The 16,772-nt window shown below is 71.4% G+C and carries 14 protein-coding genes and 1 pseudogene; 8 read left to right on the forward strand and 7 right to left on the reverse strand.

Annotated features, from left to right (window positions below):
* Together ACRDTB_RS15025 and ACRDTB_RS15030 are read left to right on the forward strand one after the other, a co-directional pair.
* Nucleotides 1–325: hypothetical protein (locus ACRDTB_RS15025; RefSeq protein WP_431430873.1), on the forward strand; the 325-nt coding region annotated here is incomplete at its 5' end.
* A gap of 13 nt (nt 326–338) precedes the next feature.
* A complete protein-coding gene (locus ACRDTB_RS15030) occupies nt 339–1,151 on the forward strand; it encodes an ESX secretion-associated protein EspG (RefSeq protein ID WP_431430874.1) in 813 nt (270 codons plus the stop codon).
* Nucleotides 1,152–1,204: 53 nt separating this feature from the next.
* On the opposite strand, the gene ACRDTB_RS15035 is transcribed toward ACRDTB_RS15030, so the two are convergent.
* The gene (locus tag ACRDTB_RS15035; protein WP_431430923.1) at nt 1,205–2,917 is read right to left on the reverse strand and encodes a glycerol-3-phosphate dehydrogenase/oxidase; all 1,713 of its coding nucleotides are present in this window, start codon (nt 2,915–2,917) and stop codon (nt 1,205–1,207) included.
* A gap of 217 nt (nt 2,918–3,134) precedes the next feature.
* Here ACRDTB_RS15035 and ACRDTB_RS15040 point away from each other — a divergent pair, with 217 nt between their 5' ends.
* From ACRDTB_RS15040 to ACRDTB_RS15050, 3 genes are all read left to right on the forward strand, one after another.
* On the forward strand, nt 3,135–4,169 hold the full coding sequence (locus ACRDTB_RS15040; protein ID WP_431430875.1) for an MIP/aquaporin family protein: 1,035 nt from the start codon (nt 3,135–3,137) through the stop codon (nt 4,167–4,169).
* A complete protein-coding gene (glpK, locus tag ACRDTB_RS15045) occupies nt 4,166–5,671 on the forward strand; it encodes a glycerol kinase GlpK (protein WP_431430876.1) in 1,506 nt (501 codons plus the stop codon). Before ACRDTB_RS15040 ends, glpK begins: the two co-directional genes overlap by 4 nt.
* Before the next feature lie 119 nt (nt 5,672–5,790).
* Nucleotides 5,791–6,378, forward strand: a complete 588-nt coding sequence (locus ACRDTB_RS15050; protein ID WP_431430878.1) for a hypothetical protein — start codon at nt 5,791–5,793, stop codon at nt 6,376–6,378.
* 7 nt (nt 6,379–6,385) lie between these two features.
* On the opposite strand, the gene ACRDTB_RS15055 is transcribed toward ACRDTB_RS15050, so the two are convergent.
* Entirely contained in the window at nt 6,386–7,789 is a 1,404-nt protein-coding gene (locus ACRDTB_RS15055; RefSeq protein WP_431430880.1) for an NAD(P)H-quinone dehydrogenase, read from the reverse strand.
* 130 nt (nt 7,790–7,919) lie between these two features.
* Here ACRDTB_RS15055 and ACRDTB_RS15060 point away from each other — a divergent pair, with 130 nt between their 5' ends.
* From ACRDTB_RS15060 to ACRDTB_RS15070, 3 genes and pseudogenes are all read left to right on the forward strand, one after another.
* The gene (locus ACRDTB_RS15060; RefSeq protein ID WP_431430882.1) at nt 7,920–8,372 is read left to right on the forward strand and encodes a gamma-glutamylcyclotransferase; all 453 of its coding nucleotides are present in this window, start codon (nt 7,920–7,922) and stop codon (nt 8,370–8,372) included.
* A gap of 174 nt (nt 8,373–8,546) precedes the next feature.
* Nucleotides 8,547–9,724: pseudogene (locus ACRDTB_RS15065) on the forward strand (IS30 family transposase).
* A 303-nt stretch (nt 9,725–10,027) separates the two neighbouring features.
* Nucleotides 10,028–10,318 carry a hypothetical protein gene (locus ACRDTB_RS15070; RefSeq protein WP_431430883.1) on the forward strand — a complete coding sequence of 97 codons (291 nt, stop codon included), beginning with the start codon at nt 10,028–10,030 and terminating at the stop codon, nt 10,316–10,318.
* A 4-nt stretch (nt 10,319–10,322) separates the two neighbouring features.
* Here ACRDTB_RS15070 and ACRDTB_RS15075 read toward each other — a convergent pair whose 3' ends face one another.
* From ACRDTB_RS15075 to ACRDTB_RS15095, 5 genes are all read right to left on the reverse strand, one after another.
* Nucleotides 10,323–11,615 (reverse strand): M20 family metallopeptidase, encoded by a 1,293-nt coding sequence (locus ACRDTB_RS15075; RefSeq protein ID WP_431430884.1) that lies wholly within the window; start codon nt 11,613–11,615, stop codon nt 10,323–10,325.
* A gap of 135 nt (nt 11,616–11,750) precedes the next feature.
* Nucleotides 11,751–12,071, reverse strand: coding sequence for a hypothetical protein (locus ACRDTB_RS15080; RefSeq protein ID WP_431430885.1), 321 nt, complete (start codon nt 12,069–12,071; stop codon nt 11,751–11,753).
* Nucleotides 12,072–12,081: 10 nt separating this feature from the next.
* A complete protein-coding gene (meaB, locus tag ACRDTB_RS15085; protein WP_431430887.1) occupies nt 12,082–13,104 on the reverse strand; it encodes a methylmalonyl Co-A mutase-associated GTPase MeaB in 1,023 nt (340 codons plus the stop codon).
* Nucleotides 13,104–15,296, reverse strand: coding sequence for a methylmalonyl-CoA mutase (gene scpA / locus ACRDTB_RS15090; RefSeq protein ID WP_431430888.1), 2,193 nt, complete (start codon nt 15,294–15,296; stop codon nt 13,104–13,106). Before scpA ends, meaB begins: the two co-directional genes overlap by 1 nt.
* Nucleotides 15,293–16,762 (reverse strand): methylmalonyl-CoA mutase subunit beta, encoded by a 1,470-nt coding sequence (locus tag ACRDTB_RS15095; protein WP_431430889.1) that lies wholly within the window; start codon nt 16,760–16,762, stop codon nt 15,293–15,295. Before ACRDTB_RS15095 ends, scpA begins: the two co-directional genes overlap by 4 nt.
* Nucleotides 16,763–16,772: the final 10 nt, after the last annotated feature.

Genomic DNA, 16,772 nt, shown 5'->3' on the forward strand with positions numbered 1-16,772 from the left:
GGCGAGCGACCTGCAGGCGGCCGCGGCGAGCCACGCGGCGGCGGGGCAGGCGGCGGCCGTGCACCAGGCGGGCGGGGCTCCGATCGCGCCGGCCTCGGGCATGGCCGCGGGCGCGCAGGAGAAGCTGGCGCTGCGCCGGTTCGGCATGGACGCGATCGGGTCCAGCCAGTGGTTCGGTGACGGGGACGAGGCGGTCGTGGGCGAGAGCACACGGCGACGACGCGACTTCCGCGAAAACGCGCAGGTCACGGAGTCTGTGTCTATCCTCGGCGAGGAGCACAAGCTGCCGCCGAACGTGATCGGGGACGGCCCGACCGACCGCTAGCCGCTGGACTGAGATGACCGCACCGTTCCCCTGGCTCGGTGAGTCCGAAGTAGACGAACCGCTGACCGTCAGCGCGCTCGAGTTCGACGTGCTGTGGGAACACCTCGCGCTGGATGCCATGCCGCTCGTGCTGCGCGTGCCCTCGCCCGGACGTACCGATGCCGAACGGGCGAGGCTCGTTCGGCTGGCATGGGACGGGCTCGAGCGGCGTGGCCTCGGGCGGCCGGTGGAGCCCGACCCCAGGCTGGCCCGGCTGCTGTCGTTGCTGCGCCGTCCGAACCGGGAGATCGACGGCCGGTTGTGGGTGGGCCGGCAGCTGCGCCTGTTCACGGCGGCGACCGAGGACGACGCCGTGCTGGCCACCCTGGCCGGCGACAAGCTGGCTCTGCGCCCGGCCGACGCCTCGGGCCTGCCGCGGTACGCCCTGTCGGTGCTGCCGCCCGCGCCGGCGGGCCCGGGCCAGTCGATCACACTGCGCACGGCGGACTTCGAGGCGGCCGCCCGCGAGTCGACGGACCAAGGCAAGTTCGCGGCCACGCTGCGCAACCGCGGCGTGCGACCGTCGGACGCGACCCAGCTGGCGGAGATGATCGGCGACGTGGTCAACCAGGGCCAGTTCGGGAGCGCGGTCCGGGACAAGTGGGGCAGGCGCGTCCGGGCCGACCGCGTGATCAGCTTCTTCGACACGAAGGACGGCCGCTACCTGCAGGTCCGCCGCGAGTCGGAGGACGGCGAGGCGTGGACCACGATCTCCCCCGCGGACGGCCGGCGCATGCTCCAGCACCTGACCACCCTGCACGAGGAGCAACTCCCCGACCAGACATGATCCCGAGCGTTGGACACACACGTCCGGAGCGTTGAACTCGCGAACCGGAAGCGTCAGCTGGTGGGTTCCAGGAGTTCGGGGCGGGCTTCGGGGGCGGCGGCGCGGCGGGCGTCGGCCGCCTGGTCGTCGGGTTGGGTTTGGGAGTCGCGTTCGGCCTCGACGCGGGCCGTGTAGACCTTGATCTCCCGGGCGATCGTGTCCTCGTCCCAGCCGTGTACCTCGCCCATGAGCCGCGCGACCTGCTCCGCGCAGTCCACGCCCCGGTGCGGGTACTCGATCGAGATCCGGGTCCGCCGGGTCAGCGTGTCCTCCACGTGCAGCGCCCCCTCGTGCGACGCCGCGTACACGACCTCCACCTGCAGGTAGTCCGGCGCCGCCACCAACGGCCGCAGCAGCTCCGGGCGGCCGGCCGCCAACTCCAGCACCTCGTGCACCAGCGAGCCGTACCGGTCGAGCAGGTGCCGCACCCGGTACGGGTGCAGCCCGTGCCGCGCGCCGAGCTGGTCGACCTGGTTGACCAGCGCGTGGTACCCGTCCGCGCCGAGCAGTGGCACCTTGTCCGTGATCGACGACTGCAGGCGCCCCGGCAGGTCGGGTGACGCGGCGTCGACCGCGTCCGCGGCCATCACCCGGTACGTCGTGTACTTGCCGCCGGCGATCGCGATCAGCCCCGGCGCGACCCGCGCGACCGCGTGCTCGCGGGACAGCTTCGACGTCTCCTCCGACTCCCCGGCAAGCAGCGGCCGCAGCCCCGCGTAGACGCCCTCGATGTCGTCGTGCGTCAGCGGCGTCGCGAGCACCGAGTTGACGTGATCGAGGATGTAGTCGATGTCGTGCTTGGTCGCCGACGGGTGCGCGAGGTCGAGGTTCCAGTCGGTGTCGGTGGTTCCCACGATCCAGTGATTTCGCCACGGGATCACGAACAGCACCGACTTCTCCGTGCGCAAGATCAGCCCGGTCTCCGACACGATCCGGTCCCGCGGCACCACGATGTGCACACCCTTCGACGCACGCACCCGGAACCGCCCGCGTGAGCCGGACAGCCGCTGCAGCTCGTCGGTCCACACGCCGGTGCAGTTGATCACCGCGTTGGCCTGGACCTCGGTCTCCCGGCCGTTCTCCACGTCGTGGATGCGCACTCCGGACACCCGGTCGGCCTCACGGATGAACCCGACGACCTGGGTCGAGGTCCGCACGACCGCGCCGTAGTGCATCGCGGTGCGGGCGACGGTCATCGTGTGCCGGGCGTCGTCGGCCTGCGCGTCGTAGTACAGGACGCCGCCGATCAGCGCGGACCGCTTCAGCGCCGGCACCATCCGCAGCGCGCCCGCGCGGGTCAGGTGCTTCTGGCCCGGCACCGACCGCGCGCCACCCATGCTGTCGTACATGAACAGGCCGGCCGCGGTGTACGGGCGCTCCCAGACGCGGCGGGTCAGCGGGTACAGGAAGCTGACCGGCTTCACCAGGTGCGGCGCGAGGCGGGTGAGCATCAGCTCCCGTTCCCGCAGCGCCTCGCGCACCAGCCCGAACTCGAGCTGCTCCAGGTAGCGCAGCCCGCCGTGGAAGAGCTTCGACGAGCGGCTCGACGTACCGGACGCGAGGTCACGCGCCTCCACGAGCGCCACCCGGAGGCCACGGGTGGCGGCGTCGAGCGCGGTGCCCGCGCCGACGATCCCACCGCCGACCACCACGACGTCGAACGTCTCCTCGCCCAGCCTCTGCCAGGCGTACTCGCGCTGGGCGTTGCCGAGCCGCCCCGCCAGCAGGTCCGCGGTTGTCGCTCCGCGCGTTCCGTTGGCCACGAACGGCCTCCTGCCAAAGACGACAGTCGTCGACCACAACGCTACCGGCAACGTGATGCCCGCTCGACTCGAAGTAGCGACGCGCCGGAAAGTATTGATCACTCACCGCGTTCGGAGCACTATCGAGAGCGCGAGTCGCCGGGACACCGTAGTCCCGGACGCATGAGACGAAGGGGCTGTCATGAGCGAACGGATCTCGAATCGCCGGCCCACCGCTCTTACCCGAATGCGACAGAACACTGGCGGAGAGCTACTTTCGGAGTTCCTCGGCACTCTCGTGCTGATCCTCCTCGGTTGTGGTTCCGTCGCGGTCGCCGTGGCCGGCCTGCCCGGCTCGGGCCGGCAGACGGCCGACTTCGGGCCCGCGAACTGGTTGATCATCGCGTGGGGCTGGGGCCTGGCGGTTGTCTTCGGCGTCTACGTCGCCGGAGGTGTCAGCGGCGCGCACATCAACCCGGCCGTCACGCTGGCCTTCGCGGTCCGGCGGCGCTTCCCATGGCGGAAGGTCGGGCCCTACTGGGTGGCACAGGTGTTGGGCGCGTTCGTGGGCGCCGCGATCGTCTACGCGGCCTACCACGACGCCATCGACGCCTTCAACACGGCCCAGAACATCGGGTCACGACCGGAGTCACTGTCCACCTTCTCCATCTTCGCGACCTTCCCCGCGGAGTACTTCGGCGGCGGCATCTGGGGTCCGCTGGTGGATCAGATCGTGGGGACCGCCATCCTCGTCGCGCTGATCGCCGCGGTCATCGACAACCGGAACCAGGCACCGTCGGCCAACCTCGCCCCGTTCGTCATCGGCCTCGTCGTCGTCGTGATCGGCCTGACCTTCGGCACCAACGCCGGATACGCGATCAACCCGGCTCGCGACTTCGGGCCCCGGATGTTCACCTTCTTCGCCGGCTGGGGTGACATCGCGTTCCCGGGGAGCTTCGACTGGTTCAGCGGCTACTGGTGGATCCCGATAGTCGGCCCGCTCATCGGCGGCGTGGTCGGCATCATCGTCTACGACCTGTTCATCGGGCAGGTGCTCGAGGCACGTGGTGAGCTGGAGACGATCGGCACGCCGCCGGCGACGGAACCGGGCCAGGTGCCCGGGTCGGCCGGCGATGCGAACGTGGCGCCCACCGGTGAGACGACCGGCACAGGGACCGGGACAGCGGCCGACACGGGGGCCCACCGGGCCGCCGACAAGGAGGACGACCAGACATGACGCAGTACGTCGCCGCGATCGACCAGGGCACCACCTCGACGCGGTGCATGATCTTCAGTCACGCCGGCGAGGTGGTGGCCGTCAACCAGAAGGAGCACGAGCAGATCTTTCCGCAGGCCGGCTGGGTCGAGCACGACCCGGAGGAGGTCTGGCGCAACACCCGGGAGGTGACCGCGGGGGCGCTGGCCACCGCGGACCTGTCGCCATCGGACTTCGTGGCGGTCGGCATCACCAACCAGCGGGAGACCGCGGTGGTGTGGGACCGCAAGACCGGCAAGCCGGTGTACAACGCGATCGTCTGGCAGGACACCCGGACGGACCGGATATGCGCCGAGCTGGAGGCGCTCGGCGGCGGCCAGGACCGGTACAAGGACAAGACCGGCCTGCCGCTCGCGACCTACTTCTCCGGGCCGAAGATCCGCTGGATCCTCGACAACGTCGAGGGTGCGCGGCAGCGCGCCGAGGCCGGCGACCTGCTGTTCGGCAACATGGACACCTGGGTGCTGTGGAACATGACCGGCGGGCCGGACGGCGGCGTGCACGTCACCGACCCGACGAACGCGTCCCGCACGCTGCTGATGGACCTGTCCACGTTGTCCTGGGACGCCTCGATCGCCGAGGACATGAAGATCCCGATGTCGATGCTCCCGGAGATCCGCTCCTCGTCGGAGGAGTACGGCAGGGTGCGCGAGCAGGGCGTGCTCGCCGGGGTCCCGATCTCGGGGATCCTCGGTGACCAGCAGGCGGCCACGTTCGGCCAGGCGTGCCTGTCGGTCGGCGAGGCCAAGAACACCTACGGCACCGGCAACTTCGTACTGCTCAACACCGGCACGGAGAAGGTGATGTCGCAGAACGGCCTGCTGACCACGGTCTGCTACAAGATCGGCGCGGCGGACACGGTGTACGCGCTCGAGGGCTCGATCGCGATCACCGGCGCCCTCGTGCAGTGGATGCGGGACAACCTCGGCATGATCACGTCGGCGCCCGAGATCGAGGACATGGCACGGGCGGTCGAGGACAACGGCGGCTGCTACTTCGTGCCGGCGTTCTCCGGGCTCTTCGCACCGTACTGGCGGTCGGACGCGCGCGGCGCGATCGTCGGCCTGACCCGGTTCGTGAACAAGGGCCACCTGGCCCGTGCGGTGCTGGAGGCCACGGCGTTCCAGACCCGCGAGGTGATCGATGCGATGAACGCCGACTCCGGGGTGCCGCTGACGGCGCTCAAGGTGGACGGCGGCATGGTCGGCAACGAGCTGCTGATGCAGTTCCAGGCCGACATCCTGGGCGTGCCCGTGATCCGGCCGGTCGTCGCGGAGACGACCGCGCTGGGTGCCGCGTACGCCGCGGGCCTCGCGGTCGGCTTCTGGAAGGGCGAGGAGGACATCCGCAACAACTGGGCGAAGGACAAGGAGTGGGCCTCGTCGATGGACGAGACCGCCCGGGAGAAGACCTACGCCCAGTGGAAGAAGGCCGTCACCCGCACCTTCGACTGGGTCGACTGACGGGCGAAGGACGCTCGTGGTGCACCCGGACGCACCACGAGCGTTTTCGTCGTTGCGGCCCCGCGGCGTCCCGCTCACGCTATGGTCCCGCCTAGAAGCGCCTAGCTGGGGGGGTATTCGTGTACGTGCGTGTGGTCGCGGTCGGGCTATGCATGCTGGCGGCGGTGCTGGGGTGCTCGACGAAGGAAGGCGGCGGCTCCGGGCATCGCGACGTCCCGGCCACGCCGGCCGCCGCCGAGGAGAAGATCAACGGCGAGAACATGACCGGCGCCGAGCTGTGCAAGATGGTGCCCCCGAAGTTCGTGGCGGACCTCTTCAAGATCACGATCGCGAGTACGAAACCCGATGACCGCAACCAGGAACCCGTGACCATCGCAACGTGCGAGCACGAGGCGGCCGATGAGCTGTTCCCCGTGGCGGTGTCGGTCGAGGTGTCGATCTGGCCGGGCAGCGAGGATGCGAGGGACCGAGTCGAGAAGAAGTTCACCGGTGAGGCCGTGGGCGAGTACGAGGACGTCGACGGTCTGGGAGACGCGGCCGGCTTCGGGCCCTGGCGCGACGTCCCGGACTTCTATGTGCTGGAGGTCGTAACCGAGTACGACGACGCCCACCGGGACATCGCGGTGTCCGTCCGGAGCCAGGAGCCCCCCACTCTCAGGCAGGTGCGGCCCATCGCCGAGCGAGTACTCGAGGCGTTGGACGGCTGAGGGACAGTCAGTCGAGGTCGTCGTGGCGCATCAGGCGGCGGCCGGCCTCCACGATGGAGCCCGACAGCGACGGGTAGATCGAGAACGTGTGGGTCAGGTGCTCCACGGTGAGCTGGTTCTGCACGGCCAGCGCGATCGGCAGGATCAGCTCGCTCGCCTCGGGCGCGACGACCACGCCGCCGATGACCACGCCGGTCGCCGGGCGGCAGAACAGCTTCACGAAACCACGGTGCAGGCCCTGCATCTTCGCTCGCGCGTTGGTGGCGAGCGGCAGCATGATCGTGCGGGCCGGCACCTCGCCGGAGTCGATCGCCTGCTGGCTGATGCCGACCGTGGCGATCTCCGGGTGGGTGAACACGTTGGCGGCCACCGTCTTCAGCTTGATCGGCGCGACGCCCTCGCCGAGCGCGTGCCACATCGCGATCCGCCCTTGCATGGCGGCGACCGACGCGAGCATCAGCAGCCCGGTGCAGTCGCCCGCCGCGTAGACGCCCGGCACGCTCGTACGCGACACCCGGTCCACCGACACGAAGCCGCCCTGCCCCGGCTCGATGCCGACCTTGTCGAGCCCGATGCCGCCCGTGTTGGGCACCGAGCCGACGGTCATCAGCGCATGGCTGGCCTCGACGGTCTGCCCGCCACGCAGGTGCACGACGACGCCCTTGGCGGTGCGCTCGACCCGCTCGGCCCGCGCGTGCTTGACGACCTCGGTGCCCCGCGCGGCGTAGACGTCCTCGAGCACGGCGGCGGCGTCCGCGTCCTCGTGCGGCAGTACCCGGTCGCGGCTGGAGATCAGCGTGACGCGCACGCCCATCTCGGTGTAGGCCGACACGAACTCCGCGCCCGTGACCCCCGAGCCCACGACGACGAGGTGCTCGGGCAGCTCGGGCAGCTCGTAGATCTGCCGCCAGTCGAGGATCCGCTCGCCGTCCGGCTCCGCGCCGGGCAGCAACCGGGGGGTGGCACCGGTGGCGATCAGCACGACGTCCGCGTCGAGCACCTCGGTCGAGCCGTCGTGACCGACCGCGGTGACGCGGTGCGCGGCCAGGCCCGTGCGGTCGTCGCAGAACCGCGCGGAGCCGCTGACGACCCGCACGCCCTCGCGCTGGACGCGGTTGCGCACGTCCGCGGACTGCGCCAGCGCGAGCCCCTTCACCCGACCGTGGACGACCGGCAGGTCGACCGGCGGAAGCTGACTGTCCGTGCGGATGCCCAGCTCGTCGGCGTTGTGGAAGGCGGACCTGGCTCCCGCGGAGGCGATGAACGTCTTGGACGGGACGCAGTCGTAGAGCACGCACGCGCCACCCAACCCGTCCCGTTCGATGATCGTGACGTCGGCCCCGTGCTGGGCGGCGACCAGCGCTGCCTCGTAGCCGGCGGGCCCACCGCCCATGATCACGATCCGGGTCACCCCGAGCTCCCCTCGTCACCCTGTTCTCTTCCGCGGTCTCCGCGGGCAACGGTACGCGGCGTGCCCGCGGGCGAACACGCCCAACGCCCATGGGAGCGCACATGATCCGGTGTATCGCTACGCTGTCCGGGTGCCGCTCTATGCCGCGTACGGGTCCAACATGGATCCCGCCCAGATGATGGAGCGAGCGCCGCATTCGCCGATGGCGGGTACCGGCTGGCTCGTGGGCTGGCGGCTGACCTTCGGTGGCGAGGACCTGGGCTGGGAGGGCGCCCTCGCGACGATCGTGGAGGAGCCCGGCTCGCAGGTGTTCGTGGTGCTCTACGACGTGACGCCGGAGGACGAGGCCAGACTGGACCGGTGGGAGGGCTCCGAGCTGGGCCTCCACTCGAAGATCCGGCTGCGGGTGCAGACGCTCGAGGGCTCGGTGTTGGCCTGGCTCTACGTGCTGGACGCCTACGAGGGCGGCCTTCCCTCGGCCCGCTACCTCGGCGTGGTCTCCGACGCGGCCGAGTCGGCCGGCGCCCCCGCCGACTACGTGGCAGACCTGCGCATCCGCCCCTGCCAGGGCATCGGCCCCTGACCCGCACCCCTGCCCAGCTCTGCTGGTCCCAACCGCGAGCCCTGGCGCCGCGAGTCCCCGAACCTGGCGCGGAACGGGTGCACTTGCAAACGCCGGTCGACACACGTCGGCGTCCTCGCCAGGGGTCGGTGGATTGACGCGGTCGTTGCAGCACCCTTCTGGTGAGGTGGTGTTGTGGTGGGTTGGTTGCCGTTGCCGCGGGCTGTGCGGGTGCGGTTGTGGGATGAGGTTCGGGTGGGGCAGGTGGTGTTGCGTGCCTCGTGGGCGGCGGGTGGGCGGCGGGGTGTGTCGTCGCAGCCGGGGAAGCGGTGGTTCGCCGAGGCTGGCGGGGTGATCGGTCACGCGCCGGGCGAGTTGGGGAGTCGGTAGCTGTCTGTGGCCGAGCGGGAGGGGATCTCGCTCGGTCTGCCCCGGGGACGAGGGTGTCCGATCGATCGCACGGCAGCTGGGCCGGCCGGCGTCGACGATCAGTCCAGAGATCACCCGCAATGGTGGTCGGGCGCGGTATCTGGCGCATGTGGCCGACGCGGCGGCGCGGGAGCCGGGCCCGGCGACCGAAGCCAGCCAGGATCGCCCTCACCGCTCATGGGAGTTGCGGGAGTGGGTGCAGGCCCGGTTGCGGGAGCGGTGGTCACCGCAGCAGATCTCGACCAGGCTGACGGCCGAGTTCCCACCGGCCGGAGATGCGGGTGTCGCACGAGACGATCTACCAATCCCTCTCCGTGCGAGGCCGCGGCGCCCCGCGTCCGGGAGTTGGCCCGGTGCCTGCGCACCGGACAGGCATTGCGCCTACCGCGTCGACAGACTCAACCACGGCGGGCTCACCGACCCCTGATCCCTGATCTCGTCGAGATCAGCCGCCGGCCGGCCGAGGCCGCCGACCGGGCGATCCCCGGCCACTGGGAAGGTGACCTGCTCATCGGCAAGAACAACCAGTCCGCGATCGGCACCCCTGGTCGAACGCACGAGCCGGTTCCGCCTGCTGGTGCCGCAACCGAACGGCTACCACGCGCCTGCGGTACGGGACGCGATGATCCCCACCATCCAGACCCTGCCCACGGCGCTGACACGGTCGCTGACCTGGGACCAGGGCACCGACCTGGCCCGCCACGCCGAGATCACCTCGCCACCACCCCCGCGATCTACTTCGCCGACCCCACGCACCCTGGCAACCCGGCTCCAACGAGAACACCAACGGCCTCCTCCGCCAGTACCTCCCCACAAGCACCGACCTGTCCCGCCACACCGCCGACCACCTCACCACTGTCGCCACCCAGCTCAACGACCGCCCCCGCAAAACACTGAACTGGCTCACCCCCAAAGAAAAACCCAACCAGCGACAGTCCACATAGACCACGTTGCCACGACCACATGAACCCACCCACCCCTGGTTCCAGCCTAGGTGTGAGCACCGACGGTTTCCGGGCGGTGGCGGGTTCCTGTGGACAACCCGCCGACCTGTGGACAGTCCCGACCCCGGGCGGGCGGCCTTGATGATGTCCGCCGGGCAGGGGATAGTGGGATCATGGGTGCCCGGCCTGAGTGTCCTTACAGTCCCAGCGGGCGTCATCAACCCGAGGCCAGCGACCCCGGCCGCTGCGCGTTCTGCGGGGCCGCCCTGTGACAGGGCGACCACCGGCGAAGAGGGGGCCGGCTTGAGTCGGCACGCCGCCAAGCAGCTGCCCCGCACCGGGCACGGGGACTCGCTCTGCAAGCACCTCAGCCCGGGCAGCTGCACCTGGTGGTGCTCCTACGGCCGCTTCGTCAAGGTCTGCCTCGCGCTGCTCGTCGTCATCGGCGGGTTCGGCGCGATCAGCTTCTTCCTCGACAACGCCGGCGGCGTGACACGCCTCGTGGACGCCGGCATCGCGCTCGGCGCCTACCTCGTCGTGGTCATCGGAATGATCATCGTCGCGAACCGGCGTGACGGAGGCGACCACTACTGACGGGTCAGGCGAGCGCCGCCAGGGCGGTGTGCGTCAGCACCCGGACACCGGTCAGCAGCGCCCGCTCGTCGAGGTGGAACGTGGGCTGGTGCAGGTCGGGCGTCGGGCCCTCGCCGGACCACACGCCGAGCCGCGCGAACGAGCCCGAGACGTGCTCCAGGTACCAGCCGAAGTCCTCCCCGCCGGACGACTGCTTCGTCGACGTCACCGCCTGCTCGCCCAGCGCCGCCTCGACACCCGCCCGCAGGACCGCCGTGCTCTCCTCGTCGTTCACCACCGGCGGCACGCCCCGGCGGTGCTCCAGCTCGAAGCCGACCCCGGTCGGCGCCAGCAGCGACTCGACCAGGCCCGACACCAGCGGCTCCAGGTCGGCCCACACCTCGTGGTCACCGGTGCGCAGCGTGCCCCGCAGCACGCCGTCCTGCGGGACCGCGTTCGGCGCCTCACCCGCGTGCACCGCGCCCCACACGAGCACGGTGCCCGAGCGCGGGTCGATCCGCCGTGACAGCAGGGCCGGCAGGCCGGTGATGACCGTGCCCAGCGCGTGCACCAGGTCGGCGGTCAGGTGCGGGCGCGACGTGTGCCCGCCCGGCGAGGTCAGCCGCAGCTCCAGCAGGTCGGTGGCCGACGTGATCGCGCCGACCCGGGTGCCCACGCTGCCGACCCGCACCCGCGGGTCGCAGTGCAGGCCGAAGATCGACTCGACCCCGTCGAGCCCGCCCGAGGCGATGACGTCGAGGGCGCCGCCCGGCATGACCTCCTCGGCCGGCTGGAACACCAGCCGCACCCGGCCCGGCAGCTCCGGCGCGGACGCCAGCGCGAGGCCGGCGCCGACCAGCATCGCGGTGTGCGCGTCGTGGCCGCACGCGTGGGCGGCGCCGGGCACGGTCGAGGCGTACGGCAGGCCGGTGAGCTCGGTGAGCGGCAGCGCGTCCATGTCGGCGCGCAGCGCGACGCAGCGCTCGCCGGCGCCGACGTCGCAGATCAGACCGGTGCCGCTGTCGAACAGCTTCGGGCGCAGCCCCTGGGCGGAGAGCAGGCCCGCGACCAGTTCGGTGGTCGCGTACTCGCGCCGGGAAAGCTCGGGGTGCGCATGGATGTGCCGATACCAGGCGAGTACGTCGGGCGCGCTGCGGCCGAGCCAGTCGTCGAGCCATGAGGGACCGCGCCCCGCACCAAGGTCATCCACACTGGGCATGGTGACGCCCTTGTCGGTCAAGAGCACCTCGGGCCCACCCGCCGAATTCACATCGTCACGGTCCCGCGACATCCCGGACCGCGATTCGAGCACTGTCACGCGGGCAATCCTGCACCATCGGGTATGCAGGATCGCACGAGGTTGGCTGGTCGACTGGTCAGCCGGTGTTGCTCGTGCGCCGAGCGGTGTATGCGCTTCAGCCTGGCTAAACGATCACAATCGACCAACGACCGGTCATCCGCCCTCGGCCGCCTTCCTGCGCTTGCGCCGGACGCTCTTCCCCCAGATCACGAGCGCGATCAGCACGACCGACGCGACGCCCATGATCAGCTTGCGCCGCTGCTCGGTCTTGTCGGCCTCGGCGTCGGGCTGGAGCCTCGGGCCGGACGGCGCCGTGGTGGCGGGCGAGGACGGGCTGGTCGGGGTGGCGGGTTGGGCGGTGAGCCGGTCTGCGGGCGCGGCCGACGCCGGTAACGCGGACACGGTCGACACGGCGGGAAGTGCGAGGAACAAACCGAGCAGGGCGATGATCATGAGCCGGGAGGCGCTCCGCATGGTCACGACTCTAGTCAGCGGGCGGTGAGTCGGCGAACACCTCCAGTATCCGCTCCGCGGCCAGCGTCGGGGTCAGCTCGCCGTTCGCGACCTCCCGTTCCAGGTCAGCGGCGAGCGCCCGTACCCCGGGATGTTCGTACAGCCGGGTGAGCAGCGTGTCGCGAACCATCGTCCAGGTCCAGTCCACCTGCTGGCGCCGCCGCCGCTCGGCCAGCTCACCCGACTCGGACAGCGTGCGGTGGTGGCGCTCCACCTGCTCCCACAGGGTGTCCAGGCCCGCGCCGGTGAGCCCGCTGCAGGTCAGCACGGGTGGGATCCAGGTGGCCTCGGCCGTGCGCAGCAGCCGCAGCGCGCCGGACAGCTCGCGGGCGGCCTTGCGGGCGGCCACCTCGTGGTCGGCGGAATCCACCCTGTCGGCCTTGTTCACCGCGATCACGTCGGCGAGCTCGAGCACGCCCTTCTTGATGCCCTGCAGTTGGTCGCCGGTCCGCGCGAGGGTGAGCAGCACGAAGCAGTCGACCATGTTAGCCACGGAGATCTCGGACTGCCCGACGCCGACGGTCTCGACGAGCACCACGTCGTAGCCGGCCGCCTCCATCAGCACGATCGACTCGCGGGTCGCCCGGGTGACGCCGCCGAGCGTCCCGGAGGTCGGCGACGGGCGGATGAACGCGGCCGGGTCGACCGCGAGCCGGGCCATCCGCGTCTTGTCGCCGAGGATCGAGCCCCCGGTGCGCGACGAGGACGGGTCGACCGCGAGCACCGCGACCCGGTGGCCGGCCTCGGTGAGCATCGAGCCGAGCGCGTCGATGAACGTCGACTTGCCCACGCCCGGCACGCCCGTGATGCCGACCCGGTGCGCCGGGCTGTCCACCCCGCCGGCATGGGGCAGCAGCTCCACGAGCAGCTGCTGGGCGAGCGCCCGGTGGTCCGCCCGCCGCGACTCGACGAGCGTGATCGCCTTCGAGAGCGTGCCGCGATCGCCGGCGACCACACCCTTCGCGTACGCGGAGACGTCGATCTCGCGAGGCACTAGGTGCGATGCCCGTGCCGGTCGGCGAGCGTGCGCAGCAGGTCGGCGGCGGCGTCGGCGATGACCGTGCCGGGGCCGAAGACCCCCGCCGCGCCCGCGGCGCGCAGCTCGTCGTGGTCGGCGGGCGGGATCACGCCGCCGACCACGATCATGATGTCGTCCCGGCCGAGGGAGGCCAGCTCGTCCCGCAGGGCCGGCACGAGCGTGAGGTGCCCGGCGGCGAGCGAGTTGACCCCGACGATGTGCACGTCGGCCTCGACAGCCTGGCGGGCCACCTCGGCCGGCGTCTGGAACAGCGGGCCCACGTCCACGTCGAAACCGAGGTCGGCGAACGCGGTCGCGATCACCTTCTGCCCGCGGTCGTGCCCGTCCTGGCCCATCTTCGCCACCAGGATGCGCGGCCGGCGTCCCTCGGCCTCCGCGAACGCGCTCACCACCGCGCGCGCCTGGTCCACATTGGACACGGCGCCGACCTCCTCGGAGTAGACGCCGGAGATCGTACGGATCTGCGCGGAGTGGCGACCCCACACCTTGCCGAGCGCGTCGGAGATCTCGCCGACGGTCGCCTTGGCGCGGGCGGCGTCGATGGCGAGCGCGAGCAGGTTCTGCGTACCGTTCGCCGCGGCGGACAGCGCGTCCAGCGCTCGGTCGACGGCCGTCTGGTCGCGTTCGGCACGCAGCCGGCGCAGCTTCTCCAGCTGCTGCGCGCGCACCCCGGCGTTGTCCACCTTGAGCACCTCGACGTGCTCGTCGGCGTCCGCGAGCCGGTACTTGTTCACCCCGATCACCGGCTGGCGGCCGGAGTCGATGCGGGCCTGGGTACGCGCGGCGGCCTCCTCGATGCGCAGCTTCGGGATGCCGGCGTCGATCGCCCGGGCCATGCCGCCCGCCGACTCGACCTCGCTGATGTGCCCCCACGCCCGGCGGGCGAGGTCGTAGGTGAGCCGCTCGACGAACGCGCTGCCACCCCACGGGTCGATGACCCGGGTGGTGTTGGACTCCTGCTGGAGCAACAGCTGCGTGTTGCGTGCGATGCGGGCGGAGAAGTCCGTGGGCAGTGCGAGCGCCTCGTCCAGCGCGTTGGTGTGCAGGGACTGCGTGTGCCCCTGGGTGGCGGCCATCGCCTCGACGCACGTGCGGATCACGTTGTTGTAGACGTCCTGCGCGGTCAGCGACCAGCCGGAGGTCTGACAGTGCGTGCGCAGGGACAGCGACTTGTCCGACAGTGGCTTTCCCGCCGGGGCGAACTGCTTGACGAGCTTGGCCCACAGCAGCCGCGCGGCACGCAGCTTCGCGACCTCCATGAAGAAGTTCATCCCGATGGCCCAGAAGAACGACAGCCGCGGCGCGAACGAGTCGACGGACAGCCCGGCGTCGACGCCGGCGCGGATGTACTCGACGCCGTCCGCGAGCGTGTACGCCAGCTCCAGGTCGGCGGTCGCCCCGGCCTCCTGCATGTGGTAGCCGGAGATGGAGATCGAGTTGAACTTCGGCATGTGCCGGGACGTGTGCGCGAAGATGTCGGAGATGATCCGCATCGACGGCTGCGGCGGGTAGATGTAGGTGTTGCGGACCATGAACTCCTTGAGGATGTCGTTCTGGATGGTCCCGGCGAGCTTGTCCTGCGCCACGCCCTGCTCCTCGGCCGCCACCACGTACAGCGCGAGGATCGGCAGCACGGCGCCGTTCATCGTCATCGACACGGACATCTCGTCCAGCGGGATGCCGTCGAAGAGCTGGCGCATGTCGTAGATCGAGTCGATGGCCACCCCGGCCATGCCGACGTCCCCGGCGACGCGCGGATGGTCGGAGTCGTAGCCGCGGTGCGTGGCGAGGTCGAACGCGACCGACAGTCCCTTTTGGCCGGCCGCGATGTTGCGCCGGTAGAAGGCATTGGACTCCGCGGCGGTGGAGAAGCCGGCGTACTGGCGGATCGTCCACGGCTGGTTGACGTACATCGTCGGGTAGGGCCCGCGCAGGTACGGCACGATGCCGGGGTACGTGCCGAGGAAGTCCAGCTCGTCGGTGTCCTCGCTGGCGTACAAGGGTTTCAGGACGATGCCCTCGGGGGTCTCCGTGGTGAGCGCGTCGCTGCCCTTGCCGGTGGCCTCCTGCAGCGCGGCCAGCCAGTCGGCGACCGACGCGACCTCGGGCTCGCCCAGCTCGACGTCGGCGAAGTCGGGAATGCTCACGATTCCCCCTCCAGCTTCGCCTCGAACGGCTCCGCGTACCGCACCTTCGGCAGCCCGCCGGAGGGCTCGGCCGGCGCCGGGGCGCGGGTGAGTGGCTTCTCGTCCTTGTCGGGGAACACGGTCACGCCGGTGATCGACTCCTCGCCGGCGGCGAACCGCGCGGTGCGGGCGGTGCGGGTGGCGGCGATCCGCTCGCCGACGAGCCCGCTGTCGAACGCGGCCGCGATCCCGCCGGCCCGCTCGATCTCGGTGAACGCCGCCCAGCCGGCGCGCGCCAGCTCGTCGGTGTGCCGCTCGACGTACCAGGAGCCTCCGGCCGGGTCGATCACACCGGCCACTTTGGACTCCTCCAGGAGGATCGACTGCGTGTTGCGGGCGATCCGCCGGGCGAAGGCGTCCGGGCTGCCGATCGCGGAGTCGAACGGCAGCACGGTCACCGCGTCCGCGCCGCCGACCCCGGCGGCGAAGCAGGCGAGCGTGGTGCGCAGCATGTTCACCCACGGGTCGCGGCGGGTCATCATCGTCGAGGAGGTCACCGCGTGCTGGGGCGCGGTGCGCACGGTCGCGCCGGACACCTCGGTGACCCGGGCCCAGAGCCGGCGCGCGGCCCGGAACTTCGCGATCGTGGCGAACTGGTCGGCGGTGGCGGCGAGACGGAACTCCAGCTGCCGGGCCGCCGCGTCCACGTCGAGCCCGGCCTCGGTCAGCGCGCGCAGGTAGGCGACGCCGGTGGCGATCGCGCAGCCGAGCTCCTGACCGTCGGACGAGCCGGCCTCGTGGTAGGGCAGGGCGTCCACGACGATCGCGCGCAACCTCGGGTGGGCCTGTGCGCGCCGCGCCAGCTCGACGGCCGGGCCGAGGTCGGTCTCGGAGCCGGTGCGGGCCCGCAGGCCGAGCGGGTCGGCGCCGAGGTTGCCCCGGACCTCGCTCGCCCGCACGCCCCTGTCCTCGTGGAGGGCGAGCAGCGCCTCGGCCGCGCGCACGGCGTCCTCACCCGCGTCGAGGGTGACCGGGGCGGTGACGAGGCCGCCGGCGGGGTGGACCGCGTCGAGCACGCCGGCGAGCGCGTCGACGGGCAGCCCGGCGGCGCCCACGACCAGCCACAGCGAGGTCCCGCCGTTCTCGAGGTCCGCGAGGATCGCGTGCCGGGCGACGTCCGGGTCGGGGTGGGCGTGGCGCTGGCGGACGTCCCAGCCGGTGAGCACGCGCCCGTCGGGGTTGCCGCCGCGCACGTACGGCGGAAGACCGGGGAAGCCGGCGTCCGGGGAGACGTCCTGTGCCGTGTAGAGCGGCTGGACGCGGAACCCGTCGTAGGTGGGGCTGGCGAGCACGGCCTCGACAGGCCCGTCGATGTCGTCCGTGTCGACTCCGGACCTGCGCAGGACCCCCCTGACCAGCTCGCGCCACTGGTCCCGGGTGGCCGCCGGGAACTCGGCGGCCAGACTCAACGGCTCGGCTGACGTCATACTCGGCATG

It is taken from the genome of Actinophytocola sp. (genome assembly GCF_050699935.1).
GTDB lineage: Bacteria > Actinomycetota > Actinomycetes > Mycobacteriales > Pseudonocardiaceae > Actinophytocola.